This is a genomic window from Sulfurimonas sp. HSL1-2, assembly GCF_039645565.1.
Classification (GTDB): domain Bacteria; phylum Campylobacterota; class Campylobacteria; order Campylobacterales; family Sulfurimonadaceae; genus Thiomicrolovo; species Thiomicrolovo zhangzhouensis.
On record NZ_CP147914.1, the window covers coordinates 227,754 to 248,953 of the forward strand.

Consider the following 21,200-nt stretch of genomic DNA (forward strand, 5'->3'; position numbering starts at 1 on the left):
GTCTACAATCCTGTATGCATTTCGTTTTATACATCCATATTCTTTCCGCGACGGCATGGATCGGCGGGTCACTGCTGCTTTTCGCGTTGGGCGTTTTGCTGCGCGACAAAGAGGCGCAGCGGCAGACCTACGAACACCTGGGGCCCATCTACGGCTGGTTCGAGGTGTTCTGGCTGGTCTCGCTCTGGGTGACGGGGACGATGCTCTACCTTCACCACGGCTTTCACGAGGTCTTCAAGTATGCCTACGACTCGGAGCTGTCGCAGATGATGCACCACAAGGTCTACCTGGTCATCGTTTTGACAATGTTAACGTTTGTTCATCTTGTCATCGCCTTCAAAACACATATGATCAGCCGGACGAAGTGGCAGCAGATGCTCTCAAGGGGGAGTTCGCTGGGGATCTTTTTCCTCAACCTGATCATCCTCTGGTATGCGATCGGCGTGCGGAGTATGTTGTAGCAGATGGCGGCGGAAACGGAAAAGTTCCCGGATCAAGCGGCAAAAGCGGTACGTCATGGTTTACCGGATTGACCGTGAAACCCTCGGGAATCTTCGTATTCTTGAGCAGATCTACCGCGACATGGAACACGATTACTACTGGAGCGACGATTTTTCCGAGGCGATGTACGTCGCGCTGGCCAATGCCGGCTTTATCAGCGTGTCGTTTTCGTACGAGGGCAGACAGCTTCTGCTGGGGGAGATTCAGAAAGAATACGCGCTTTTGCAGTTCGATGCAATGCATGTCAGCAAGAAGGTGACAAAGCTGCTGCGCAGGGCGAATTACCGGCTCGCTTTCAACACGGCCTTTGACGATGTCATCCGCGGGATACAGGCAGCGCATACGGAGTGCTGGATGGTCGGGAAGTATGCGGCGCTGCTGCGGCAGCTGAATGACCGTAGCGGTGATGCCTTCAGGCTTATGAGCGTGGAACTGTTCGACGAAGAGACGGGCACCCTCGTTGCCGGCGAGATCGGCTACATCACTGCCAACAATATCTATACCAGCCTCTCGGGGTTCCACAGCCCCGAGCGGCGTTACAACAGCTGGGGGACGCTGCAGCTGGTCCTATTGGGCAGGCACCTGCAGAACGCCGGTCTGCGCTTTTGGAATATGGGGCATCCCCATATGAAATACAAGAACGACCTGGGTGCCGTGATCGTTCCGCGCCCCGTGTTTTTGAAGCTCTGGTATCCGCGACGGTTCGGTTCACTCGCTATCTAGAGGACGGAGCGCTCTTCTAACGCGTTGTTTTAGAGGTTCTTGTCGAACCAGTTCGCGACTTCCGAGCGGATCGTGTGGCGCAGCTGGATGCCCGCGAGGAAATCGCTGTGCTGTGCCTTGTTGAGCATCGTCACGAGGGCGTTGCGGCGTTTGGAGAGGAAGGGGTGGTCGATCTGGTGCGGGTCGCCCATGACAACCAGGCGGGTCTCGTCGCCCATCCGCGTCCCGATCAGTTTCATCGTCGCGTTCGTCATGTTCTGCGCTTCGTCGATGATGACGAATTTGCGCGAGATCGTCGTCCCGCGCATGTGGGCGATATCCATGACCTCGATGTTGTATTTGGCCATAAAGAGCTCCGTCGCATTCTCGCGCTTGGTGGAGTTCGTATTGCCCGTAAACTCCACCTGGGATTCGATGGAGTGCTTGTTCTGGTGCTCTATCGTGTAGTTGATGGCGGAGTAGAGTGGGTACATGAAGTAGCCGAGTTTTTCGTGTTCATCGCCTTTGCGAAAGCCCAGCTCCGCCTGCGGGTCGGAGGCGGTGACGGTGTTGCGCGCGTAGACGATCCCCTCGACGATCCCCTCTTTGACCATCTCCAGGCCCGCCTGCAGCGCCATCAGGGTCTTGCCCGATCCGGTCGAACCGGCGACGACGGTCAGGTGGTTCTGCGGGTGGGTGAGAATGGTGTAGTAGAACTTCTGCTCCAGGTTGATGGGGCGGATGAGGGTCTCGTCGAAATACTCGCCGAAGCGCTTGTCGAAGTCGCACCACTCCAGGTGGCCGTTATAGATGACGGCATAGCGCTGCAGCCCGGTTTCGTAGATCTCGTTGTGCCCTTCGCTCGTCGCCTCCTGGATAAAACTGAACTGCTCGAAGTTGCGGAAATCGGCATCTGTACCCAGTTCGGGCTCGTCGTGATAGGTGACGGTGTGCGCGAATTCGATGGCGTCGGGACGCTCGACGCTGGCGTTTCGGAGGCTCTGTGCCTCGATCCCCTGCACCTCGGCCGCAATTTTGAACGAGATGTCGTTCGTGACGAGTTTGAGATGATAGTCCGAGGCGATCTCCGCGATCTTCGCGTCGTTGAAGCCCTTGGGTTCGGAGTAGGATTTGGCAATCCGGTACTCTTCGCGGTAGATGATCAGCAGTTCGACATTCGTTTCGCCCCCCGCTTCGGGGTTGAGGTCCGGCGCAAAGGGGAGGGTGAGCCGGTAGTAGCAGTCGCTGTTGTTGGGGGCCGTTTCGCGGGAGCGGCGCAGCGGTTCGGGGAGTTCTTCGAAGCGCAGGGTCTGCCCGACCTCGTAGTCGGCGAGCCGGAAGAACTCCCGGGCACGGAACCCGGCATCCGAGCGCATGTCGTCTTTTTTGTTGTTGAGTTCGGCAAGCACCGTGTTGGTGATGGCGACAATGTTCTTGTTGTTTTCGGAAATGCGGAGGATATTGGCCGGATCGTCAAGGATCACCGAGGTGTCGAGGAGGTAGTATTTTTGTGTGGGACTCATGGAAAGAGCATCCTTCGGTCATATGAGTTAAATTGATTATAACCCTGCAAAGCTTAATGCGGAAGGATGTGGGTGGACGAAGTTTGGGCAGCACGCCCTAGGCGCGGTAGTAACGGCTGATCCCCTCCATTGTACGCCCCATATTGAGCAGCACCATGTCGGCGACGACGAGGGCGGCCATCGCTTCGCAGACGACGGAGCCGCGGATGGCGACGCAGGGGTCGTGGCGTCCCTTGAGGGCGAAGTCGACCTCCTCGCCCTGTGTCGTAGTCGTGTGCTGCTCCCGGAAAATCGACGGGGTGGGTTTGAAATAGACGTTGAGGCGCACGTCGTCCCCGTTGCTGATCCCGCCGAGGATCCCGCCGCTGTGGTTGGATTCGAACCCGCTGTTGCGGATGGGGTCGTTGTTCTCGGAACCGTGCAGGCGCGCGCCGAGCAGGCCGTCGCCGATCTCGACGGCCTTGACGGCGTTGATGCCCATCATGGCGTCGGCGAGGACGGCGTCGAGCTTGTAGTAAAGCGGCTCGCCGAGGCCGACGGGCAGGTTTTCGATCCGCACGTGCGCCACACCGCCGACGGAGTCGTGGTCGTTCTTGGCGAGGAGGATCGCATCTTTCTGGGCCTGTTCCACGCTGGGATCCAGGGCGTAGATCTCGCTGGTGGCGACATGGTCGAAGTCGAAGCTGCTTGCGGCGATCCCGGCGATCTCGCTGATCCCGCTTTTGACGGTGATGCCGAGCGGGGCGAGCATCAGTTTGGCAATCGCCCCCGCCGCGACGCGGGCCGCCGTTTCACGCGCACTGGAGCGCCCGCCGCCGCGGTAGTCGCGGATGCCGTACTTGTGCCAGTAGGTGAAGTCGGCGTGGCCGGGGCGGAAGACGTCCTTGATGTTGGTGTAGTCTTTCGATTTCTGGTTGGTGTTGTAGATCACCATGGCAATCGGCGTGCCGGTGCTTTTGCCCTCGAAGACCCCGCTGAGGATCTCGACGGCGTCATCCTCTTTGCGGGCGGTCGCGTAGGCGTTCTGCCCGGGTTTGCGGCGGTTGAGCTCCCCCTGGATGAACGCTTCGTCGATTTCAAGGCCGGCGGGGACGCCGTCGACGACGCAGCCGATCGCCTTGCCGTGGGATTCGCCGAAGGTGGTAAAACTGAAACGGATACCGAAACGGTTCATGAAAGCTCCTCTTTGAGTCGGGCGATGGTCTGTTGGGCCGCCTCCTGCTGGGCGGTCTTTTTGCTCTTGCCGGAGGCCTTGGCGTACTCCTTGCCGTCGATGATGATGGCGATGGTAAACTCTTTTTTGTGATCAGGCCCGCTGCTGCCCACCAGCCGGTACTCCGGGGTGATGCCGAAGTGCGCCTGGGTCAGCTCCTGCAGCGCCGTCTTGTGGTCTTTGAAGAGGGTATCGAGTGAGATCTCTTTATAGACGCTCTCTAACAGCATGGTCGCGATCGTCTTCACCGGGGCCAGTCCCGCCTCGAGGTAGATGGCGCCGATAACCGCTTCGAAGGCGTTGGAGAGCAGGGAGGGTTTGGTGCGTCCGCCGTTGTTCTCCTCGGCGTTGGAGAGGAAGATCGCCTGGCCCAGCTTGATGTGGTCGGCCAGGCGCGCGAACCCCTCTTCGTTGACGAGCGATGCCCGCATCTTTGAGAGTTTGCCCTCGTCGTGCTTGGGGAAGTGCTCGAAGAGGTATTCGCCGACGATGAGGTCGAGGACGGCGTCGCCCAGGAATTCGAGGCGTTCGTTGTTGTATGGCTGCTTGAAGCTCTTGTGTGTCAGGGCCTCGCGCAGCAGCTGTTTGTTGTCGAAGGTGTAGCCGAGCGTCTGCTCAATGCGCGCCATCTGGTCCATACTTATCCTCTTTTCATCTTCTCGGCGACGCCCCGGGCGAGGGTGTCGCAGCGTTCGTTCTCCGGGTGGCCGTCATGGCCCCGGACCCAGGTCGCCTTGATGCGGTGCGGCGCGCTGGCGGCGATATAGTCGCGCCAGAGGTCGGGGTTCTTCACCTTGGCGAAATCGCGTTTGATCCAGTTCTGCAGCCACTCGTTGATCCCCTTGACAACGTAGGAGGAGTCCGAGACGATCTCCACCTCGCAGGGCTCTTTAAGGGCTTTGAGCCCTTCGATGACGCCGCGCAGCTCCATCCGGTTGTTGGTCGTATGGGGTTCGCCGCCGCTGAGCTCGCGCTCTTTGTCGCCGTAGCGCAGGATCGTCCCGTAGCCGCCGGGACCGGGGTTGCCGAGCGCCGAACCGTCGCTGAACAGGGTGATATGCTTCATACTTCGTAAGCCCTTTCCGCGCGTTCCGACGGGGCGAAATCCGCCACGGCTTTGCCCAGCAGCGGTTCGGTGACGACGGAATCGATCGTATGGCAGTTGGGGCAGCGGTGGAACGGGAAAGGGAAGATCTGCTTGCAGTGGCCGCACAGGTATTCAAACTGCAGGGTTGCCCCGCTTTGGCCGCTCTGGCGAAGTTTGATCAAAACATCCAGTTCGAATTCGGAACTGTTCTGAGCAAGATTCACGCTTCCTCTGGCGCTATACAGCTGCCGCAAATAGCCATCGGCCGTAATTATATCCAAATTAAGGTGTTCGTCGGGTAAATGCCAGAGGATGTCGGCGATGACGCGGCTGCCTGAGGGGTCCAGGGTTTTCCAGGCCAGGGCGGGATCGTGGCGGAAAAGGTATTCGAAGGTCAGGTAGGTGAGGGTGCGGTGTTCGCGGTACTGTTCGGCGAGGCGTGCGCATTTCGCCGCCGTATCGGTCTTGGTCTCCTGCAGCAGGCTGACGGTCTGCAGGTAGCGGCGGTCGCCGGCAATGTCGCTGCCGAGTTCGTCGAGGGGTTCGAGCACCTGCAGGGCCTTGTCGAAGGTCCGTAGCCGCTCATAGGTGAAGAGCAGCAGCTTCAGGGCCTGCGGGGTGCGGGGGAAACGGCCGAGGATCTTCAGCAGGATCGTTTCGCAGCGCTCCAGGAAACCGGCCTTGAAGTAGGTCTGGGCGAGCAGCAGCAGCAGTTCGCGTCGGCGGTGGGGTTCGTGCTGCATCTCCAGAAGGCTGCGGTAGATGGCGACGGCCTGTTCGAAATCGCCGTTTTGCACATAGGTCTGGGCGACAAGGAGCCACGAGCGCTGCGAGACGGCACTGGAGCCGATTTCACGGTGCAGTTCGGTTTCCGAAGGGGGCTTTGTGAACGAATGGAGGAACCGTTCGAGGTAGCGGTGGTCCTCCTTGCTGCGCAGCCGCCCCCACCAGTAGCTTACGAACGCGATGATAAAGATCAGCGCGACGAAAACGATGATGCCGAAAAGCGGGTCTCGGAATTCGATAAAGAGGCTGTTCACGTCGGCTCCTGTCGCACTGCCTGGGGGGCGCTGGGTAGCAGTCATTATAGCGCTTTTGAACTTTTCGGAGAAAATGAGATAAAAATGTGACGAAAAAAACCGAAAAAATATTGACATTACTTCGCCAAAAAAGGTAGAATGACGTTGAAACTGGAGAATGTGAAAGGTTTATACGTCAATGATATTCAGTTATATACGTGCCGATAGCCACTTTCACGGTGTGTACGAACAGCTGAAAGTGATCAGCGCCTATGCAAAGAAACATGATCTGGTGATCGAAGACGAGATGGTGGACCAGCTGTCGCAGAACAGCCGTCTGAGCGAACGTGACGATGCGGTACGGTTTATGCGCCAGCCCGAGCATATGGGCGGTACGCTGCTGATCTACGACCTTTGGGTGCTTAGCAGCAATATCGAGGATGTCGTGCAGATGCTGAGTTGTCTGCTTAAAAACGGCATCGAAACCCATCTGATCAAACCTTCAATCGTCTTGAATGCGCAAAGTGATATCATCGTCGCGATGGGCTTGGTTGACCAGTTGCGGCAGACGATTCAGTCGGTGGAAAAGAAGATGATCGGCCGCCCGAGAGGGAGCCGCTCCTCTTCGAAGTTCGATCCCTATCTCGAGGTGATCATCGGTTCACTGCGGGAGGGGCAGAGCGTCAGCGAGATCGCCCGGGTATTGGATGTGAGCCGGAGTTCCCTGAAAGACTACATCGAGTCCCGGGAGCTCAAAGAGGTGGCAATGGGCAGCAGTTATTTGGAAAATGTGGACAACGCCGAAGCCAGTATCATCGAAACGATCGAATGTCCGCAAGTCAATGAAAAGGAGTAGACAGTGAGTCAGGCAGAAGTCTCAGGCCAGGCCGGATCGGCCAAGGTCAGTAAGAAAGAGTATTTAAAAGGGTGGGTGTCCTACCGCGTAAAACGCTACTGGTTTTTCGTGGGGATGACCATCGTGTCACTGGTACTGCCGTGGATTACGATTAACGGCAACCATATTTTCCTGCTGAGCTTCGACAAGCTCAAGCTGCACCTGGCGTTTGTCCAGTTCGACATGCAGGAGATGTACCTCATGCCGTTTGTTCTGATGATCCTCTTCATCGGGGTCTTCGGGATGACGGTCCTGGGCGGCCGTGTCTTCTGCGGCTGGGTCTGTCCGCAGACGATCTTCCGCGTCATCTACCGCGACCTGATCGAAACGAAGATCCTGAAGCTGCGCAAGCGGATCAAGAACAAACAGAAAGAGCCCGACTGGAGCAAGCCGGAAAACAAGGCGAAACGTCTGGTCGCCATCGCAATCTGGACGGCGCTCTCCCTGCTGGCGACGGCGAACTTCCTGTGGTATTTCGTCCCGCCGGAGGACTTCTTCCCGTATATTATGAATGCGGGTGACCACATGATCCTTGTCGGGATCCTGCTGATCACGACGCTGTTCCTCGTGGTCGACGTTGTCTGGTTCAAAGAGAACTGGTGTGTCTACGTCTGTCCCTACTCCCGTATCCAGTCGGTCCTGTACGACGAAGACACGGTCATGGCGATCTACGATCCGCACCGCGGGGGTGAGATCTATGACGAGGAGAAGCACAAGCAGTACACCAAGCAGAAAGATCTGCAGGCGGTGGAACCGAGTGCAGAGTGTACGACCTGTGAAAGCTGTGTGACCGTCTGTCCGACCCATATCGATATCCGCCAGGGGCTGCAGCTCGAGTGTATCAACTGCCTCGAGTGTGTCGATGCCTGTACGGAGGTCATGGGTGCACTTGGCAGACCGTCGCTTGTCCGCTGGTCGAGCGAGAAAGAGGTGCTGTTCCAGAAAGGCAAAACGCACTACCTGCGTCCGAAGATCATCGGTTACGCCGTTGTTCTCGTGATCATTATGGTCGTCCTCGGTATGATGGGGAGCAAGAAGGAGCATATGCTGCTCAACATCAACAAAGAGAACCGTCTCTATGCGATCGAGAAAACGCCGGACGGCAAAATCATGGTCGAGAACGACTATATCTTCCTGCTGCAGAATACGCAGGATAAAGACCATAAGTTCTACTTTGACATCGAAGCGCCGAAGGGCATGGAAGGCAAGATCAAAATTCTCAAGCCGACCGAACCGTTTACCGTCCGCCCTGGCGTGAAGAAGAAAAAAGTCGTCCGCCTCTATACGACGGAGGAGCTGGTCAAGGATGAGCGTAAGGATACGGTACTGCCGATCAAGATCCACGCCTATGCCCTCGACGAGAAAGAGAAGATCGCCGTCGACCGCGAATCGACCTTCATCTTCCCGCGCTACGACAAATACCAGGCGGCGGAATAACATTCCCAACCGCCTCTGCACACGGCAGCGATCGCCGTGTTTTCCCGAACGGGTCCTTTCCGTTCATTTCCTCCCACGGCCGCCCGAACTGCTGAACCCCGGGCGGGTTCCGTCCTATCTTCCATTATTTCGAAACATATGACATATCTTTCTCATGTTAAGCAGGGTGACTGCTGAAGCATTATGAGTGTTTACATAGGGGCTACGGGATAGATGCCGGCAAAGCAATACGGCGCTTTAATCAATGGAAGGTTTTAAAGGGTGTCATGATTGTGGGAGAGGGGGCAGGGCTTCCCTGTGGGATGCCCCGGTTTAAAAGTAGGTTATCCGAAACGGTTCAGATGATGCGGGCCTCTTTTTCGCCCGGCTCGATCTCGCCGATGAGGTAGCCGTCGGTCGCGTCGAGGACGGCGTTGACGTCGTCGGGACGGACAACGAGAACCATGCCCACACCCATGTTGAAGGCGCGGAACATCTCGTCGCGGGCAACGTGCTCGCTCATCAGCTCAAAGATCGGCAGTACGCGGACGTCGTCGCCTTTGATCACGGCACGCAGCCCTTCGGGCAGGACGCGCGGCAGGTTCTCGACGAGGCCGCCGCCGGTGATGTGCGCCATCGCCTGGATCTTCGGCTTGAGCTGTTTGAAGGTTTTGACGTAGATGCGCGTCGGGGCGAGCAGGGTGTCGATGAGCGGTTTACCGTTGAAATCGTCGTCGAACTTCATTCCCATCTTCTCAAACAGGACCTTGCGCGCCAGGGAGAAGCCGTTGGAGTGAAGGCCGGAACTCGGCAGGGCGATCAGCTTGTCGCCGGCGCGGACGTTGGCGGGGGTATCGAGTTCGCTCTTTTCCGCGACACCGACGGCAAAGCCGGCGAGGTCGTAGTCATCTTCGGAATACATCCCCGGCATCTCCGCCGTTTCGCCGCCGATCAGGGCGCACTCGGCCTGGCGGCACCCTTCGGCGATCCCGCTGACGACGGCGGTTGCGACGTCGACTTCGAGTTTGCCTGTGGCATAGTAGTCAAGGAAGAAGCTCGGGGTGCCGAAGTTGCAGATGAGGTCGTTGACGCACATCGCGACGAGGTCGATGCCGACCGTGTCATGCTTGCCGGAGTCGATGGCCAGTTTCAGCTTGGTACCGACCCCGTCCGTCGCGGCGAGGAGCACGGGTTCTTTGTAGCCAGTTGGCATCTCGAAGGCGCCGGCAAAAGAGCCGATCCCGCCCAAAACACCGGGGATACGGGTCGACTTGACCAGGGGTTTGATGTTCTCGACGAAACTGTTCCCGGCGTCGATATCGACACCGGCGTCTTTGTAGCTGATTTGACTCATAGATTGCTCCAGATGATTGTTAATGGAAGTATAGCGAAGGTGGGGTTAGGATAGGGTTTGGCAGGGGCTTTCAGCGCAGATGCGTTATCCTTCGCCTACGTGTTCGGCGCGTCAAAAGCTTGGCCGGGGAGAAGTTTGAAATTTCTTCATTCCGGTTTAAATGTAAGATGCTAAAATCGCGCCACTTTCGGCCAGATGAGGCCCCAAGGAATTGAGAAAATGAGAGAGTTTGTCTACCCTGAAATGATGGTACACGTCCCGATGTGTACCCATAAGGCTCCCCAGAATGTTCTGGTGATCAGCAATGCGCCCGAAAGCCTTCAGAAGGAAGTGGCACGCCACGAGGGCGTCGTTATCGTCCATGCTCCGGCCAGCCTTGAAGCGCTGCGCGAAGTTGCCGACGGCAGTGTTGACGTCGTGATCTGCGAAGCGGATGTCGACGCGGCGGTGGCCGGACATGTCAACCGTGTCCTCAGCGAGGAGGGGGTCGTTTCCATGCGCCACGCCTCGCTCGAGGAAGTCCAGGCCAATACGGTCCTGCTCGGTGTTCTCGGCAACTATTTCAAGGTGATTATGCCTTACCGTCTTGCCAACGAGGAGACCCTGCTGCTGGCCAGCAAGGGCAACCACCCGACGGCGGACATCAACCTCCACCGTGCGGACATGCTCGACGGGCTGGAGTATTACAACACCGATATCCATCCGGCCGCGTTCGCGATGCCGAACTACATCCGTAAAACCTACCTCGGGATCATCCGCAACTAAATGGCTTCCATTATGAGTACGCCGAAGGAGCAAAGCCCCTCCGACTACGCTGACGCTATGTCCGCCTCGGTGGCGGGCCCACGCCTTCCCAGGGGGCTGTGATGGCGTTTGAATACGCGATCGCATTGACCGGGGGAATCGCGACGGGCAAGAGTACCGTCGCCTCCCTGCTGGCCCTGCATGGACTGCGGGTCATCGACGCCGATGCGATTGCGCACAGACTGCTGGATGAGCACAGCGGCTGGGTCGCCGAGACTTTCGGCGCACAGTACGTCCAAAACGGCAAAGTCCATCGCGGCGAACTTGGGAAGGTAATCTTTTCCGATCCCGCCGCCAAGGCGACGCTCGAAGCGTTCCTGCACCCCAAGATCCGCGCGGCGATCGAGGAGGAGAGCGAGCGCCAGGATGCGTTCAAGTTCCCCTACCTGATCGATATCCCGCTTTACTTCGAGACGCAGGCGTATCCCATTGCGGACGCAGTCGTCGTCTATACCCCCAAGTCGACGCAGCTGCAGCGGTTTATGAAACGCAACGGTTTTGACGAAGCCGAGGCGATGCGCCGCATCGAATCCCAGATGGATATCGAGGAGAAAAAAGCCCGCGCGACCTGGGTGATCGACAACAGCGGCAACCTCAAGCACCTTCAGGCTGAGTGCGAGGCCTTTGTCGATACGATCAAAGCCAAGTATCAATAAGCTTTCAACCAATACCCACTACACTTTCATACTGAATACGATCCAAAAGGCATATACGATGATGATCGCCAAATACAGCGCCAGCGGTAACGACTTTGTCCTCTTTCACAGCTTTATTGCAAGAGACCGCTCTGAACTGGCACGCACCCTCTGCGACCGTCAGAACGGTGTCGGGGCTGACGGCCTGATCGTCCTCGTGCCGCACGCGGAGCACGACTTCGAGTGGCAGTTCTACAACAGCGACGGCTCGACGGCGGAGATGTGCGGCAACGGCAGCCGCGCCTGTGCACACTACGCCTATACTAACGGCCTGGCACCGGCGAACATGACCTTTCTGACCGAGGCGGGCGTCATCGGCGCCGAGGTGGAAGGCGACATGGTGCAGAGCGATCTGACCCCGCCGAAGATTCTCCGCGAGGACATCGTCGCGGGCGGGAAAAAGTGGTGGCTGCTCGATACGGGCGTGCCCCACCTCGTCACCTTCGATGCCGACATGGAGAACTTCGACCTTGCGGAGGCGCGTGCGCTGCGCTTTGAACACAACGCCAACGTCAACATCGCCTCTGTCAACAGCGACGGCTCCATCCGGGTACGGACCTATGAGCGCGGCGTCGAGGACGAGACGCTCGCCTGCGGGACGGGGATGGCGGCCTGTTTCTACCGCGCCAACCGTGAAGAACTTGTCGGCGACAAAGCGGAGGTCTACCCGAAAAGCGGAGAGACGCTCTATCTTGGGCTGGAAGAGGGGACGATCACCTTCAAAGGGCTCGTGAAAAAGACTTTTGAGACGGTTTTAGACGTTAAATAGTTTTTTTGTTCCCTTTCTTCTTTGCTCGCACAAAGAAGAAACCGAACCCGAAAGAAGAAAGTGCGAAAGGCTGCCGCTTTCTGGACATTCCATTCCTTGGTGATCCTACTGACACGCTAATGACCGTTTCGGACTTGACAGAAGAAGCGGAACCCGACATCCTTCACTTAGCACTTAGCACTTAGCACTTAGCACTTAGCACTTAGCACTTAGCACTTAGCACTTAGCACTTAGCACTTAGCACTTAGCAGTAGCGCTGCCGTTTAGAGGCCTGCGGCCTCCATGCTTTTCGCCTGGGCGTCGGCGATGAGGGGGTCGATGATCTCGTCGAAGAGACCGCCGGTCATGATCTCGCTCAGGCGGTAGAGCGTCAGGTTGATGCGGTGGTCCGAGATGCGGTTCTGCGGGTAGTTGTAGGTGCGGATGCGGCCGCTGCGGTCGCCGGTCCCGACCTGCTCCTTGCGCGCGGCGCCCTCCGCCTCCTGGGCTTTCTGCTGCTCGATCTCGAAGAGGCGTGCCTGCAGGACCTTCATCGCTTTCTCTTTATTTTTGTGCTGCGATTTCTGGTCCTGGTTGGTGACGACGATGCCGGTGGGCAGGTGGGTGATACGCACCGCGGAGTCGGTCGTATTGACGGACTGGCCGCCGCAGCCGCTGGATCGCATGACGTCGATCTTGAGGTCGTTCGGGTCTATTTTGACGTCGACGTCGTCCGCTTCGGGCATGACGGCCACGGTGATCGCGGAGGTGTGGACGCGTCCCTGGGACTCCGTCGCAGGCACCCGCTGTACGCGGTGGGTACCCCCTTCGAACTTCAGACGGCTGTAGACCTTGTCGCCTTTGATCAGCGCGGTGATCTCCTTGTAGCCGCCCATGTCGGAGGGGCTTGAGCTGATCAGTTCGATCTTCCAGCCTTTGATCTCGGCGTAGCGGGTGTAGGCAGTGAAGAGGTTGCCGACGAAGATGGCCGCTTCGTCGCCGCCGGTGCCCGCGCGCATCTCCAGGATGATGTTGCGATCGTCGTTGGGGTCCGTCGGCAGCAGGAGGATCTTGATCTCCTCCTCCATCACCGGAACCTGCGGTTCGAGGGTTTTGAGCTCCTCTTTGGCCAGTTCTCCCAGTTCGTCGTCGTAGACAAGCGACTTGTTCTCTTCGATGTCCGCGAGCAGCTGCTTGTAGGCCTTGGCCGTGTCGACGATGTCCTGGAGGGCGGACTGCTCCTTGGAGAGCGCGGTCATCCGTTTGATGTCATTGGCGATATCGGGACTGCTCAGCAGTTCGCTCAGTTCGTTGTAACGGTCGATAAAGGGGTTGAGTTTGTCAGATAGCATGCAATGCTCCATTCATAGCGGTTAAAACAGTCATTTTGTACTATCGTCTGAGGTTATGTGTATGGTGGCAGGAAGGTGAAGCGCGGTTTATCTGCGCGCGGGCATTCCGCCGAGGAAAACTCAGCGTTAGCGTAGGCGGCGGGGCTTTGCTCCGCTGCCGTATAAATTAAAGACCGTTTACGGCTTTTTGCAGGCGGCTTACTTTGCGGGAAGCCGTCTCTTTTTTCAGGATCCCTTTGCTGACGAACTTGTGGATCTGCTGGTTAGCGACAGTCATAGCGGTAGCTGCTGCTTCTTTGTTGCCTTCGTCGATGGCTGCGCGGACAGCTTTGACGATGTTTTTCAGGCGCGTGCGGTAAAATCTGTTACGTTCCGTACGTTTTTCAGTTTGACGGATACGTTTCATTGATGACTTATGGTTTGCCATAGCCTTTATCCTTCTGGAAAAAAATTTAGGGTAGAATACTACCTTAAAAATAATTAAATTTAAGTTAAACTTTAGTGTATCTAGCACTTTGTGTACGACAATAGGGGTAGAAATGAAATTATTCGGGACCGACGGCGTACGTGGTGAAGCGGGTACGTTCCTGACCGCGGAGCTGGCGATGCGTACGGCGATGGCGGCGGGGATCTACTTCAAAAAAAGCTCCAAAACCAAAAAGATTTTGCTCGGCAAAGACACGCGCCGCAGCGGCTATATGATCGAAAACGCCATTGTCAGCGGCCTGACCGCGGTCGGGTACGATGTCGTGCAGATCGGGCCGATGCCGACGCCGGCCATCGCTTTTCTCACCGAAAACATGCGCTGCGACGCGGGGATCATGATCTCGGCGAGCCACAACTCTTTCGAAGACAACGGTATCAAGCTCTTTGACGCCCACGGCAACAAATTCTCCGAAGAGGTCGAAGCGCAGATCGAGGCGATCTACCGCGATGATGAGCAGATCGCCAAGGCGCAGGTGACGGGGCGTGCCATCGGTTCGGCCAAACGGATCGACGACGTCATCGGCCGCTACATTGTGCAGCTCAAAAACTCCTTCCCCAGCGCGCTCAGCCTGCAGGGGATGCGTATCGTGCTCGATACGGCCAACGGCGCGGGCTACAAAGTCGGTCCGACGGTCCTGGAGGAGCTGGGGGCCGAAGTGATCGTCCTGCACCATGAACCCGACGGTTTCAACATCAACGAAGGGTGCGGTGCGCTGCACCCCAAAGATGTTCAGAAAGCGGTGAAGAAGTACCGCGCGGATATCGGTTTCGCCCTTGACGGCGATGCGGACCGCCTGGTCGTGGTGGATGAAAAGGGCGATGTCGTCGACGGGGACCAGCTGCTCGGCGCACTGGGACTGTTCATGCAAAAGTATGGCCTGCTCAAGGGCGACGGGATCGTGGCAACGGTGATGAGCAACCAGGCCCTCGAAGATGCCATGGCCGCCGCGGGGCTCACACTGCACCGCTGCGGTGTCGGCGACAAGTACGTGCTTGAAGCGATGCGTGAACACGGCATCAACTTCGGCGGGGAGCAGAGCGGCCATGTCATCATGCACGACTTCGCCAAGACCGGTGACGGGCTGGTGACGGCACTGCAGGTGCTGGCCATGGTCCTGATGACCGGGGAGAAAGCGTCCGCGGCACTGCGCCCGTTCGAACTCTACCCGCAGAGCCTTGTCAACCTCAATGTCAAAACGAAAAAACCGCTGGAGAGCATTACCGGCCTCCCCGATGTGCTGGCCGGGATCGAAGCGGCCGGCATGCGCCATCTCATCCGCTACAGCGGGACGGAGAACAAGCTGCGCCTGCTGCTCGAAGGACGTGACCGCGACGCGATGACGGAGCAGATGGCACGTCTGGGCGATTTCTTCAAGCATGCCCTCAATGACTAGGGGCATCTTCGCACTTGTCCTGGCCCTGGCCGGGATCTTCATCATCGACCAGAACATCAAAGCGCTTTTCCTGGAGGGTTACCGCTTCTACAGCGACTGCATCGATCTGACCCTCGTCTACAACAAAGGGGTCGCCTTCTCGATGTTCGCTTTCCTGGAGGCGTGGCTCAAATGGCTGCAGCTGCTGCTGATCGCCGGGGTGCTCATCTATGTGGTGCGGCTGAAAAAAACCTGCTACATGCTCCCCGTCGGCATCCTCGTGGGTGCCGGCCTCTCCAACGTCTATGACCGATTCGTGCATCCGGGGGTCGTGGATTACGTCTACTGGCACTGCGGGTTCGATTTCGCCGTCTTCAACTTTGCCGACGTGATGATCGACGTGGCGGTGGTCTGGCTGCTGCTGCTCAATCTGAAGCCGCACTGGTGCCGGAGCGGGCAAGCGCACTGATATTGCAATCGCGCGCTCCCTGTGCTATAATTCCGCCAGCGCTGAAGGCATACAGGTGCCCTCAACGCTCTCCTTTAGACCTGTGCAATGTGCAGGCGAGGCACTGGGTCAGGATGGGAACATAGCAGCCCACCTTTTCTGTGCATGTGCCGCAGGTATCTGGAGGAGAGTTCCTCATTACTTCTTTTTATCCACCTTCCCAAAAAACTGTTTATGAAATGTTATTGATGTTGTGCGATCATGGTCGTCGATGGTATTGAGCCCTTCCCGCTACAATGCTTTCAGACAGATCGAACACAAGGAGTGTATGATGAAAACGTACAAGTTGGCGGCCATGCTGCTCGGTGCGGCCCTGATGACGGGGATCGGCGCCACGTCGGCCTTTGCGAAGTGTGACGGTGAGAAAATGGAAGCGCCGGTCAGCAAATGCAACGGCGAGAAAAAAGCGAACATGAACACCAAATGCAACGGCGAGAAAAAAGCAAACATGAACGCCAAATGCAACGGTGAGAAAAAAGAAGAGAAGCCCAAAGGCAAATGCGGCCAGGGCAAATGCGGCGGGTGAGCCCGCGGCAGTGAGTTTCGCGCAGGAAAGGAGCCGCCATGCAATGCCAGCTTTCCAACCTATGTAAAATCGTCGAACCGGCCGTCGAAAAGCTTCAGAGTGTCGCACTGCTTTTCGTACGGCTGATCCTCGCCTACGGTTTCTATGAACCGGCGAAGATGAAGTGGAACGACATCGGCTCCGTGGCCGAATGGTTCGCTTCCATGGGGCTTCCACTGCCCACACTGCAGGCATACATGGCGGCAACGACGGAAGCGTCGGGTGTCGTGCTGTTGACACTGGGGCTTTTTACGCGGCTGATATCCATTCCGCTGATGGCCGTCATGCTCGTTGCCATTACCCTGGTGCACCTGCCCAACGGTTTCCAGTCGGGCAACAACGGGTTTGAAATCCCGCTGTACTACTTCATTATGCTTTTCGTCCTGCTGACGCACGGCGCCGGTAACCTCTCCTTCGACCGGCTGCTGTTCAAAAGCAAAGAGGCCTGACCCCTACGGGGCCTCTGGACCTTTCCCTTTTCAATCTTCCCGGTATTTTGAGATCCCGCACGGCTGGTTCGGTGAGGGCGGATGCGCTTCGAGGTATTCGAGGTCCTCGAGGGTCTGTTTGAGGACTTTCTGCTGCTGAAGCAGCGGCAGCATGGCGTTGTCTTTCTGGGTGAGGTTGAGCTTCATATCCATCAGGATCGCCTGTACCTCTTTGTCGAGGTCTGACAGGGCATTTTTTACGTGTTCGATCGGTTTCATGCCGCGATTATAACCAAGCGGCCTTTGGACGGAAGGCCGGCTTTCAGGCTAATATGCGTGATTCAGTGGACGAGTTCGACGCCGAAAAGCCCGTAGAGCAGACCGCTGGCGATGAGGTAGACGCCGAAGGGCTTGAAGCTGTAGCGCGAGACGACGGCGAGGAAGGTCTTGACCGCAACCCAGCCGACGACAAAGGAGACGACGAAACCGACGGCCAGGGCGCCGAAGTGTTCAAACGAAAGGGCCGAATACTCCTTGAGGAGCGTATAGCCCGATGCCGCGCCCATCGTCGGGATGGCGAGCAGGAACGAAAACGCCATGGCCGTGTCCCGCGACAGTCCGCTGAGCATCCCGCCGAGGATCGTCATCCCCGAACGGGAGACCCCGGGTACGAGGGCGAAGACCTGGAAGACACCGACGGCGAGGGCCTGTTTCATGCTGACTCCCTCCAGTGCTTTGACGGCATGGGTTTTGGGTTTGTAGGCGAACTCGACCGCGAGGAAGGCGACCCCGGTGAGGATCATCAGGGCAACGGTGGAGTTGGCGGCGAACATCGCTTCGATCTGTTTGTGAAAGAGCAGGCCGACGACGCCCGTCGGGATGAAGGCGGCGATGAGTTTGACCCAGAGGGCTGTACTCTGCATGAGCCGCTCGCGGTAGATCAGCATCACCGAGAAGATCGGGGCGATCTGGATGATGATCTCGAAGGCGGTCAGGAAGGTGTCCTGCTTGAGTCCGAGCATCTGCCCGGCAAGGTAGAGATGCGCAGTGGAAGAGACAGGGAGGTACTCGGTGATCCCCTCGACGATCCCGAGGATGATGGCGTCAAAAACGGTCATAAAAACAGGTCCCGGAACAAAGATGCGTCATTGTACCCGCTTGGCGTGAAAAGCAACCTTGAGATGCCCTTAAATGAACATACAGTATAATACGCGGCTTGAAAAAGGCGGTGAAAATCCGCCTTAGCCGCATATGCATATCACTTAAGGAAAAAAAGCATGCTGCTCTTTACCCCCGGTCCTACCCCTGTTCCGGAATCCGTCCGCAAGGCAATGGCGGAGGAGACGATCCATCACCGCACGCCGGAGTTCGAAGCGATCTTCGAACGGGCGCGCAAAGCGCTCTTCGGCCTGATGAAAACCGATGAGGTCGTGATGCTCGCCTCGACGGGTACCGGCGCGATGGAAGCCGCGGTGACCAACCTCTGCCGCGATACGCTGCTCAACATCAATTCCGGCAAGTTCGGGGAGCGCTTCGGCAAGATCGCCCTGGCGCACGGGCTGCAGAACGTCGAGCTGACTTATGGGTGGGATACGCCGGCAACGCCCGAGGATGTCCTTGCAGCCCTGCAGGAGAACCCGCGCATCGACGCGATCGCCATCCAGATCAGCGAGAGTGCCGGTGGTCTGCGCCACCCGGTCGAAGCGATCGCCGCCGCGGTCAAGGGCGTTCGCCCCGACGTCATGATTATCGCGGATGGCATTACCGCCGTCGGCGTCGAGGCGATCGACGTGACGAACATCGATGCCCTTCTGGCGGGAAGCCAGAAGGCGCTGATGCTGCCGCCGGGCCTGGCCATCATCGGGCTGAGCAATGCGGCGGTCGAGAAGATCGGTGCGGGCAAAGGGTACTACTTCAACCTGGCGACCGAGATCAAGAAACAGCGTACCAATACGACGGCATGGACCGCGGCGACGACGCTGGTCATCGGCCTGGAGGCCGTTTTGGCGGAGATCGACGTCAAGGGGCTTGAAGCGCTTTACGACGAGACAGCCCGCCGCGGTGCCGCAACGCGTGCCGCGTTTGAAGCACTCGGCCTGCATATCTACCCCAAAACGCCGGCGGCGTCCATGACGACGATTGATGACGAGAATGCCAACGAGATCCGGGCTTTGCTGAAAAAAGAGTTCGACGTCAACATGGCCGGCGGCCAGGACCACCTCAAAGGCAAGATCTTCCGTGTCAACCACATGGGCCTGATCAAGCCGTTCGAGGCGGCATGGGTCGTCAATGCCGTAGAGGTTGCCCTCGACAAGCTCGGTCGCCGCAGTTATGACGGGACGGCAAGCCGTATTTTCAACGAGATCTATTTCGGGCTGGCGACATGATTTTTGCCCACGAGATTCCCGAAGGCAGCAAGCTCTATTTCGGTGCCAGCGCCCGCCGCAAACGGGAGATCGAGCAGATCGCCAGCGACGTGCTCTATGCCGACGGCTTCGAAGAGATCGTCGTGCCGCTCTTTTCGCACCACCAGCATGAGAGCATCTCCGACGCCAAAGAGCTGATCCGTCTCGGGGACCGTGACAACAACCGTATGAGCCTGCGTGCGGACACGACCATCGACGTCGTGCGTATCATCTCCAAGCGGCTCGGACGTAATACGGACCACCGCAAATGGTTCTACATCCAGCCGGTCTACCGCTACCCCTCGCACGAACAGTACCAGGTCGGTGCCGAGGTGATCGGGGAGGCGGACCTCTCCATCGCGATGCGGCGCTGCCTGGAGATCTTCGAACGTCTGGAAACGCAGCCGCTGCTGCAGATCTCCAACATTAACATCCCGAAGATTCTGAGCCGCCTGCTCGATATTCCCATGGACGATTTCCGCCATATCCGGATCGAGAACTTTCTGGCGCGGGGTATCGACTGGCTGACGAAGCTCGTCTACCTCGAGAAGCCTTCGGAGATCGACGCGGTCCTGCCGCTCGTGCCGGAGGAGCTGCGTGTCGAGCTGGTGAAGATGAAAGAGCTCAGCCTGAGCGTGCCGTATGCCAATACGGTTGTCGCGCCGCTGTACTATGCGAAGATGCTCTACTACGACGAGCTCTATTTCCGCGTGATCGCGGCCAATGACGTTTACGCCAGAGGCGGACGTTATAAAAACGAAGATGTGACCAGTGTCGGCTTTGCCATCGCTACCGATGTGCTGCTTGAAGCCGGCGTGTAAAGGAAAGAATATATGAAAAAAGCAGATTTGATCGTCGGTATCCAGTGGGGCGATGAAGGCAAAGGGAAGATCGTCGACCTTCTCGCGCAGAAGTATGACGCGGTTGCGCGTTACCAGGGCGGGCACAACGCCGGCCATACCATCTGGGTCGACGGAACCAAATATGCCCTGCATCTGATCCCTTCGGGTGTACTGAACCCCGAAGCGATCAATATCATCGGTAACGGCGTCGTCGTCTCCCCGGCGGCACTGATCAAGGAGATGAAGCAGTTCGACAAGCTCGAAGGGCGCCTCTTTGTCAGCGAATCCGCCCACATGATCCTCGGGTTCCACGAAGAGATCGACCAGGCCAAAGAGCGCCTGCGCGGCAAGAAGGCGATCGGGACGACCGGCCGCGGAATCGGGCCTGCCTACAGCGAAAAGATCGCCCGTGCGGGCTTCCGCCTCGGCGAACTGCGCGATATCGACGCGCTGACGGCACGTATCCTCGAGTACTTTGAGCAAAACGGCGCGATTTACAGTGCCCTCGGGATCTCCGCACCGGATGCGGCGGCGCTGAAGGCAGAGCTTCAGGGCTTTGCCGATGTGCTGCTGCCCTACCTGGCCAACACGACAAAGATGGTCTGGGACCTGCTTTCAAACGACAGGAACGTTCTGCTCGAAGGGGCGCAGGGGACGATGCTCGACATTGACCACGGTACCTATCCGTATGTCACGAGCTCCTCGACCATCGCGGCGGGTGCGTGTATCGGCCTGGGGATCAGTCCGAAAGACATCGGCAAGGTGACCGGGATCGTCAAAGCCTACTGTACCCGTGTCGGCAACGGCCCTTTCCCGACGGAGGATTTCGGCAACGACGGCGACAAACTGCGCGAGCAGGGGTACGAGTTCGGTACGACGACGGGCCGTCCGCGCCGCTGCGGCTGGTTCGATGCCGTGGCGACGAAGTTCGCCAGCCGCATCAACGGCTGCGACGAGCTTGCCATCATGAAACTCGACGTCCTTGACGGTTTCGACGAAGTGAAGGTCTGCGTCGGCTATGAAGTCGACGGCGAGGTCATCGACTACATGCCGCTGGACCTTGAAGCGGCCACCCCGGTCTACAGAAGCTTCCCCGGCTGGGAGCGGACCGAAGGCGTACGTGAGTGGGATGCCCTGCCGGAAACGGCCAAGGCCTATCTCAGCGAGATCGAAAAGCTGACCGAGACCAAGATCGGTATGGTTTCCACCTCTCCCGACCGCAACGATACGATTATCTGTTAGGCGGTCGGTTCCACTAACAGTGTCGGTCACTTTTCGATATAA

At 58.0% G+C, this 21,200-nt stretch carries 24 protein-coding genes and 1 other RNA gene; 15 read left to right on the forward strand and 10 right to left on the reverse strand.

What is annotated here, in order from left to right:
* Window positions 1-14: 14 nt before the first annotated feature.
* A complete protein-coding gene (locus WCX18_RS01175; protein WP_345988861.1) occupies window positions 15-461 on the forward strand; it encodes a hypothetical protein in 447 nt (148 codons plus the stop codon).
* Window positions 462-516: 55 nt separating this feature from the next.
* Window positions 517-1,224 (forward strand): GNAT family N-acetyltransferase, encoded by a 708-nt coding sequence (locus WCX18_RS01180; protein WP_345988862.1) that lies wholly within the window; start codon window positions 517-519, stop codon window positions 1,222-1,224.
* A 29-nt stretch (window positions 1,225-1,253) separates the two neighbouring features.
* On the opposite strand, the gene WCX18_RS01185 is transcribed toward WCX18_RS01180, so the two are convergent.
* The 5 genes from WCX18_RS01185 to WCX18_RS01205 form a co-directional block, all read right to left on the reverse strand.
* Window positions 1,254-2,726 (reverse strand): PhoH family protein, encoded by a 1,473-nt coding sequence (locus WCX18_RS01185; protein WP_345988863.1) that lies wholly within the window; start codon window positions 2,724-2,726, stop codon window positions 1,254-1,256.
* A gap of 97 nt (window positions 2,727-2,823) precedes the next feature.
* Entirely contained in the window at window positions 2,824-3,900 is a 1,077-nt protein-coding gene (aroC, locus tag WCX18_RS01190) for a chorismate synthase (RefSeq protein ID WP_345988864.1), read from the reverse strand.
* Window positions 3,897-4,577, reverse strand: a complete 681-nt coding sequence (gene rnc / locus WCX18_RS01195; RefSeq protein ID WP_345988865.1) for a ribonuclease III — start codon at window positions 4,575-4,577, stop codon at window positions 3,897-3,899. Before rnc ends, aroC begins: the two co-directional genes overlap by 4 nt.
* Window positions 4,578-4,579: 2 nt before the next feature.
* Window positions 4,580-5,005 carry a ribonuclease HI gene (rnhA, locus tag WCX18_RS01200; RefSeq protein ID WP_345988867.1) on the reverse strand — a complete coding sequence of 142 codons (426 nt, stop codon included), beginning with the start codon at window positions 5,003-5,005 and terminating at the stop codon, window positions 4,580-4,582.
* Window positions 5,002-6,066 (reverse strand): tetratricopeptide repeat protein, encoded by a 1,065-nt coding sequence (locus WCX18_RS01205; RefSeq protein ID WP_345988868.1) that lies wholly within the window; start codon window positions 6,064-6,066, stop codon window positions 5,002-5,004. The genes rnhA and WCX18_RS01205 overlap by 4 nt, the downstream gene beginning before the upstream one ends.
* A gap of 178 nt (window positions 6,067-6,244) precedes the next feature.
* On the opposite strand from WCX18_RS01205, the gene WCX18_RS01210 reads away from it, so the two are divergent.
* Both WCX18_RS01210 and ccoG read left to right on the forward strand, forming a co-directional pair.
* Window positions 6,245-6,901: a hypothetical protein gene (locus WCX18_RS01210; RefSeq protein WP_345988870.1), complete on the forward strand. Its 657-nt coding sequence runs from the start codon at window positions 6,245-6,247 to the stop codon at window positions 6,899-6,901.
* A gap of 3 nt (window positions 6,902-6,904) precedes the next feature.
* Window positions 6,905-8,377 (forward strand): cytochrome c oxidase accessory protein CcoG, encoded by a 1,473-nt coding sequence (ccoG, locus tag WCX18_RS01215; protein ID WP_345988871.1) that lies wholly within the window; start codon window positions 6,905-6,907, stop codon window positions 8,375-8,377.
* Between the two features lie 337 nt (window positions 8,378-8,714).
* Here the strand turns inward: ccoG and purM are convergent, their stop codons facing one another.
* Complete coding sequence (purM, locus tag WCX18_RS01220) at window positions 8,715-9,710, reverse strand: phosphoribosylformylglycinamidine cyclo-ligase (RefSeq protein ID WP_345988872.1); 996 nt, start codon at window positions 9,708-9,710, stop codon at window positions 8,715-8,717.
* A 219-nt stretch (window positions 9,711-9,929) separates the two neighbouring features.
* Here purM and WCX18_RS01225 point away from each other — a divergent pair, with 219 nt between their 5' ends.
* The 3 genes from WCX18_RS01225 to dapF all read left to right on the forward strand — a co-directional run bounded on the left by WCX18_RS01225 (window position 9,930) and on the right by dapF (window position 11,978).
* The gene (locus WCX18_RS01225; RefSeq protein ID WP_345988873.1) at window positions 9,930-10,475 is read left to right on the forward strand and encodes a spermidine synthase; all 546 of its coding nucleotides are present in this window, start codon (window positions 9,930-9,932) and stop codon (window positions 10,473-10,475) included.
* Between the two features lie 101 nt (window positions 10,476-10,576).
* Window positions 10,577-11,170, forward strand: coding sequence for a dephospho-CoA kinase (gene coaE / locus WCX18_RS01230; RefSeq protein ID WP_345988875.1), 594 nt, complete (start codon window positions 10,577-10,579; stop codon window positions 11,168-11,170).
* 58 nt (window positions 11,171-11,228) lie between these two features.
* Window positions 11,229-11,978, forward strand: coding sequence for a diaminopimelate epimerase (dapF, locus tag WCX18_RS01235; protein ID WP_345988876.1), 750 nt, complete (start codon window positions 11,229-11,231; stop codon window positions 11,976-11,978).
* A 263-nt stretch (window positions 11,979-12,241) separates the two neighbouring features.
* Here dapF and prfA read toward each other — a convergent pair whose 3' ends face one another.
* Window positions 12,242-13,309 (reverse strand): peptide chain release factor 1, encoded by a 1,068-nt coding sequence (prfA, locus tag WCX18_RS01240; protein ID WP_345988877.1) that lies wholly within the window; start codon window positions 13,307-13,309, stop codon window positions 12,242-12,244.
* A 166-nt stretch (window positions 13,310-13,475) separates the two neighbouring features.
* The gene (gene rpsT / locus WCX18_RS01245; protein WP_345988879.1) at window positions 13,476-13,736 is read right to left on the reverse strand and encodes a 30S ribosomal protein S20; all 261 of its coding nucleotides are present in this window, start codon (window positions 13,734-13,736) and stop codon (window positions 13,476-13,478) included.
* Window positions 13,737-13,848: 112 nt separating this feature from the next.
* Here rpsT and glmM point away from each other — a divergent pair, with 112 nt between their 5' ends.
* The 5 genes from glmM to WCX18_RS01270 all read left to right on the forward strand — a co-directional run bounded on the left by glmM (window position 13,849) and on the right by WCX18_RS01270 (window position 16,690).
* Complete coding sequence (glmM, locus tag WCX18_RS01250) at window positions 13,849-15,189, forward strand: phosphoglucosamine mutase (RefSeq protein WP_345988881.1); 1,341 nt, start codon at window positions 13,849-13,851, stop codon at window positions 15,187-15,189.
* Entirely contained in the window at window positions 15,182-15,637 is a 456-nt protein-coding gene (gene lspA, locus WCX18_RS01255) for a signal peptidase II (protein ID WP_345988882.1), read from the forward strand. The genes glmM and lspA overlap by 8 nt, the downstream gene beginning before the upstream one ends.
* Window positions 15,638-15,708: 71 nt before the next feature.
* An RNA gene (gene ffs / locus WCX18_RS01260) (signal recognition particle sRNA small type) lies at window positions 15,709-15,806 on the forward strand.
* Between the two features lie 138 nt (window positions 15,807-15,944).
* Complete coding sequence (locus tag WCX18_RS01265) at window positions 15,945-16,202, forward strand: hypothetical protein (protein ID WP_345988884.1); 258 nt, start codon at window positions 15,945-15,947, stop codon at window positions 16,200-16,202.
* A gap of 38 nt (window positions 16,203-16,240) precedes the next feature.
* The gene (locus WCX18_RS01270; protein ID WP_345988885.1) at window positions 16,241-16,690 is read left to right on the forward strand and encodes a DoxX family protein; all 450 of its coding nucleotides are present in this window, start codon (window positions 16,241-16,243) and stop codon (window positions 16,688-16,690) included.
* Window positions 16,691-16,720: 30 nt separating this feature from the next.
* Here the strand turns inward: WCX18_RS01270 and WCX18_RS01275 are convergent, their stop codons facing one another.
* Window positions 16,721-16,948 carry a hypothetical protein gene (locus WCX18_RS01275; RefSeq protein ID WP_345985775.1) on the reverse strand — a complete coding sequence of 76 codons (228 nt, stop codon included), beginning with the start codon at window positions 16,946-16,948 and terminating at the stop codon, window positions 16,721-16,723.
* Between the two features lie 62 nt (window positions 16,949-17,010).
* Window positions 17,011-17,787, reverse strand: a complete 777-nt coding sequence (locus tag WCX18_RS01280; protein ID WP_345988886.1) for an undecaprenyl-diphosphate phosphatase — start codon at window positions 17,785-17,787, stop codon at window positions 17,011-17,013.
* Window positions 17,788-17,946: 159 nt separating this feature from the next.
* Here WCX18_RS01280 and WCX18_RS01285 point away from each other — a divergent pair, with 159 nt between their 5' ends.
* The 3 genes from WCX18_RS01285 to WCX18_RS01295 are packed head-to-tail and all read left to right on the forward strand — an operon-like array spanning window position 17,947 to window position 21,158.
* On the forward strand, window positions 17,947-19,056 hold the full coding sequence (locus WCX18_RS01285; RefSeq protein ID WP_345988887.1) for an alanine--glyoxylate aminotransferase family protein: 1,110 nt from the start codon (window positions 17,947-17,949) through the stop codon (window positions 19,054-19,056).
* Window positions 19,053-19,895, forward strand: a complete 843-nt coding sequence (locus tag WCX18_RS01290; protein ID WP_345988888.1) for an ATP phosphoribosyltransferase regulatory subunit — start codon at window positions 19,053-19,055, stop codon at window positions 19,893-19,895. Before WCX18_RS01285 ends, WCX18_RS01290 begins: the two co-directional genes overlap by 4 nt.
* A gap of 12 nt (window positions 19,896-19,907) precedes the next feature.
* Window positions 19,908-21,158 carry an adenylosuccinate synthase gene (locus WCX18_RS01295; RefSeq protein WP_345988889.1) on the forward strand — a complete coding sequence of 417 codons (1,251 nt, stop codon included), beginning with the start codon at window positions 19,908-19,910 and terminating at the stop codon, window positions 21,156-21,158.
* Window positions 21,159-21,200 lie beyond the last annotated feature (42 nt).

Bases quoted from the DNA above. Each gene is read 5' to 3' on its own strand.
- WCX18_RS01175 (WP_345988861.1), top strand. From the start codon at position 15: ATGCATTTCGTTTTATACATCCATATTCTTTCCGCGACGGCATGGATC.
- WCX18_RS01180 (WP_345988862.1), top strand. From the start codon at position 517: ATGGTTTACCGGATTGACCGTGAAACCCTCGGGAATCTTCGTATTCTT.
- WCX18_RS01185 (WP_345988863.1), bottom strand. From the start codon at position 2,726: ATGAGTCCCACACAAAAATACTACCTCCTCGACACCTCGGTGATCCTT.
- aroC (WP_345988864.1), bottom strand. From the start codon at position 3,900: ATGAACCGTTTCGGTATCCGTTTCAGTTTTACCACCTTCGGCGAATCC.
- rnc (WP_345988865.1), bottom strand. From the start codon at position 4,577: ATGGACCAGATGGCGCGCATTGAGCAGACGCTCGGCTACACCTTCGAC.
- rnhA (WP_345988867.1), bottom strand. From the start codon at position 5,005: ATGAAGCATATCACCCTGTTCAGCGACGGTTCGGCGCTCGGCAACCCC.
- WCX18_RS01210 (WP_345988870.1), top strand. From the start codon at position 6,245: ATGATATTCAGTTATATACGTGCCGATAGCCACTTTCACGGTGTGTAC.
- purM (WP_345988872.1), bottom strand. From the start codon at position 9,710: ATGAGTCAAATCAGCTACAAAGACGCCGGTGTCGATATCGACGCCGGG.
- WCX18_RS01225 (WP_345988873.1), top strand. From the start codon at position 9,930: ATGAGAGAGTTTGTCTACCCTGAAATGATGGTACACGTCCCGATGTGT.
- coaE (WP_345988875.1), top strand. From the start codon at position 10,577: ATGGCGTTTGAATACGCGATCGCATTGACCGGGGGAATCGCGACGGGC.
- dapF (WP_345988876.1), top strand. From the start codon at position 11,229: ATGATGATCGCCAAATACAGCGCCAGCGGTAACGACTTTGTCCTCTTT.
- prfA (WP_345988877.1), bottom strand. From the start codon at position 13,309: ATGCTATCTGACAAACTCAACCCCTTTATCGACCGTTACAACGAACTG.
- rpsT (WP_345988879.1), bottom strand. From the start codon at position 13,736: ATGGCAAACCATAAGTCATCAATGAAACGTATCCGTCAAACTGAAAAA.
- glmM (WP_345988881.1), top strand. From the start codon at position 13,849: ATGAAATTATTCGGGACCGACGGCGTACGTGGTGAAGCGGGTACGTTC.
- lspA (WP_345988882.1), top strand. From the start codon at position 15,182: ATGACTAGGGGCATCTTCGCACTTGTCCTGGCCCTGGCCGGGATCTTC.
- WCX18_RS01265 (WP_345988884.1), top strand. From the start codon at position 15,945: ATGATGAAAACGTACAAGTTGGCGGCCATGCTGCTCGGTGCGGCCCTG.
- WCX18_RS01270 (WP_345988885.1), top strand. From the start codon at position 16,241: ATGCAATGCCAGCTTTCCAACCTATGTAAAATCGTCGAACCGGCCGTC.
- WCX18_RS01275 (WP_345985775.1), bottom strand. From the start codon at position 16,948: ATGAAACCGATCGAACACGTAAAAAATGCCCTGTCAGACCTCGACAAA.
- WCX18_RS01280 (WP_345988886.1), bottom strand. From the start codon at position 17,787: ATGACCGTTTTTGACGCCATCATCCTCGGGATCGTCGAGGGGATCACC.
- WCX18_RS01285 (WP_345988887.1), top strand. From the start codon at position 17,947: ATGCTGCTCTTTACCCCCGGTCCTACCCCTGTTCCGGAATCCGTCCGC.
- WCX18_RS01290 (WP_345988888.1), top strand. From the start codon at position 19,053: ATGATTTTTGCCCACGAGATTCCCGAAGGCAGCAAGCTCTATTTCGGT.
- WCX18_RS01295 (WP_345988889.1), top strand. From the start codon at position 19,908: ATGAAAAAAGCAGATTTGATCGTCGGTATCCAGTGGGGCGATGAAGGC.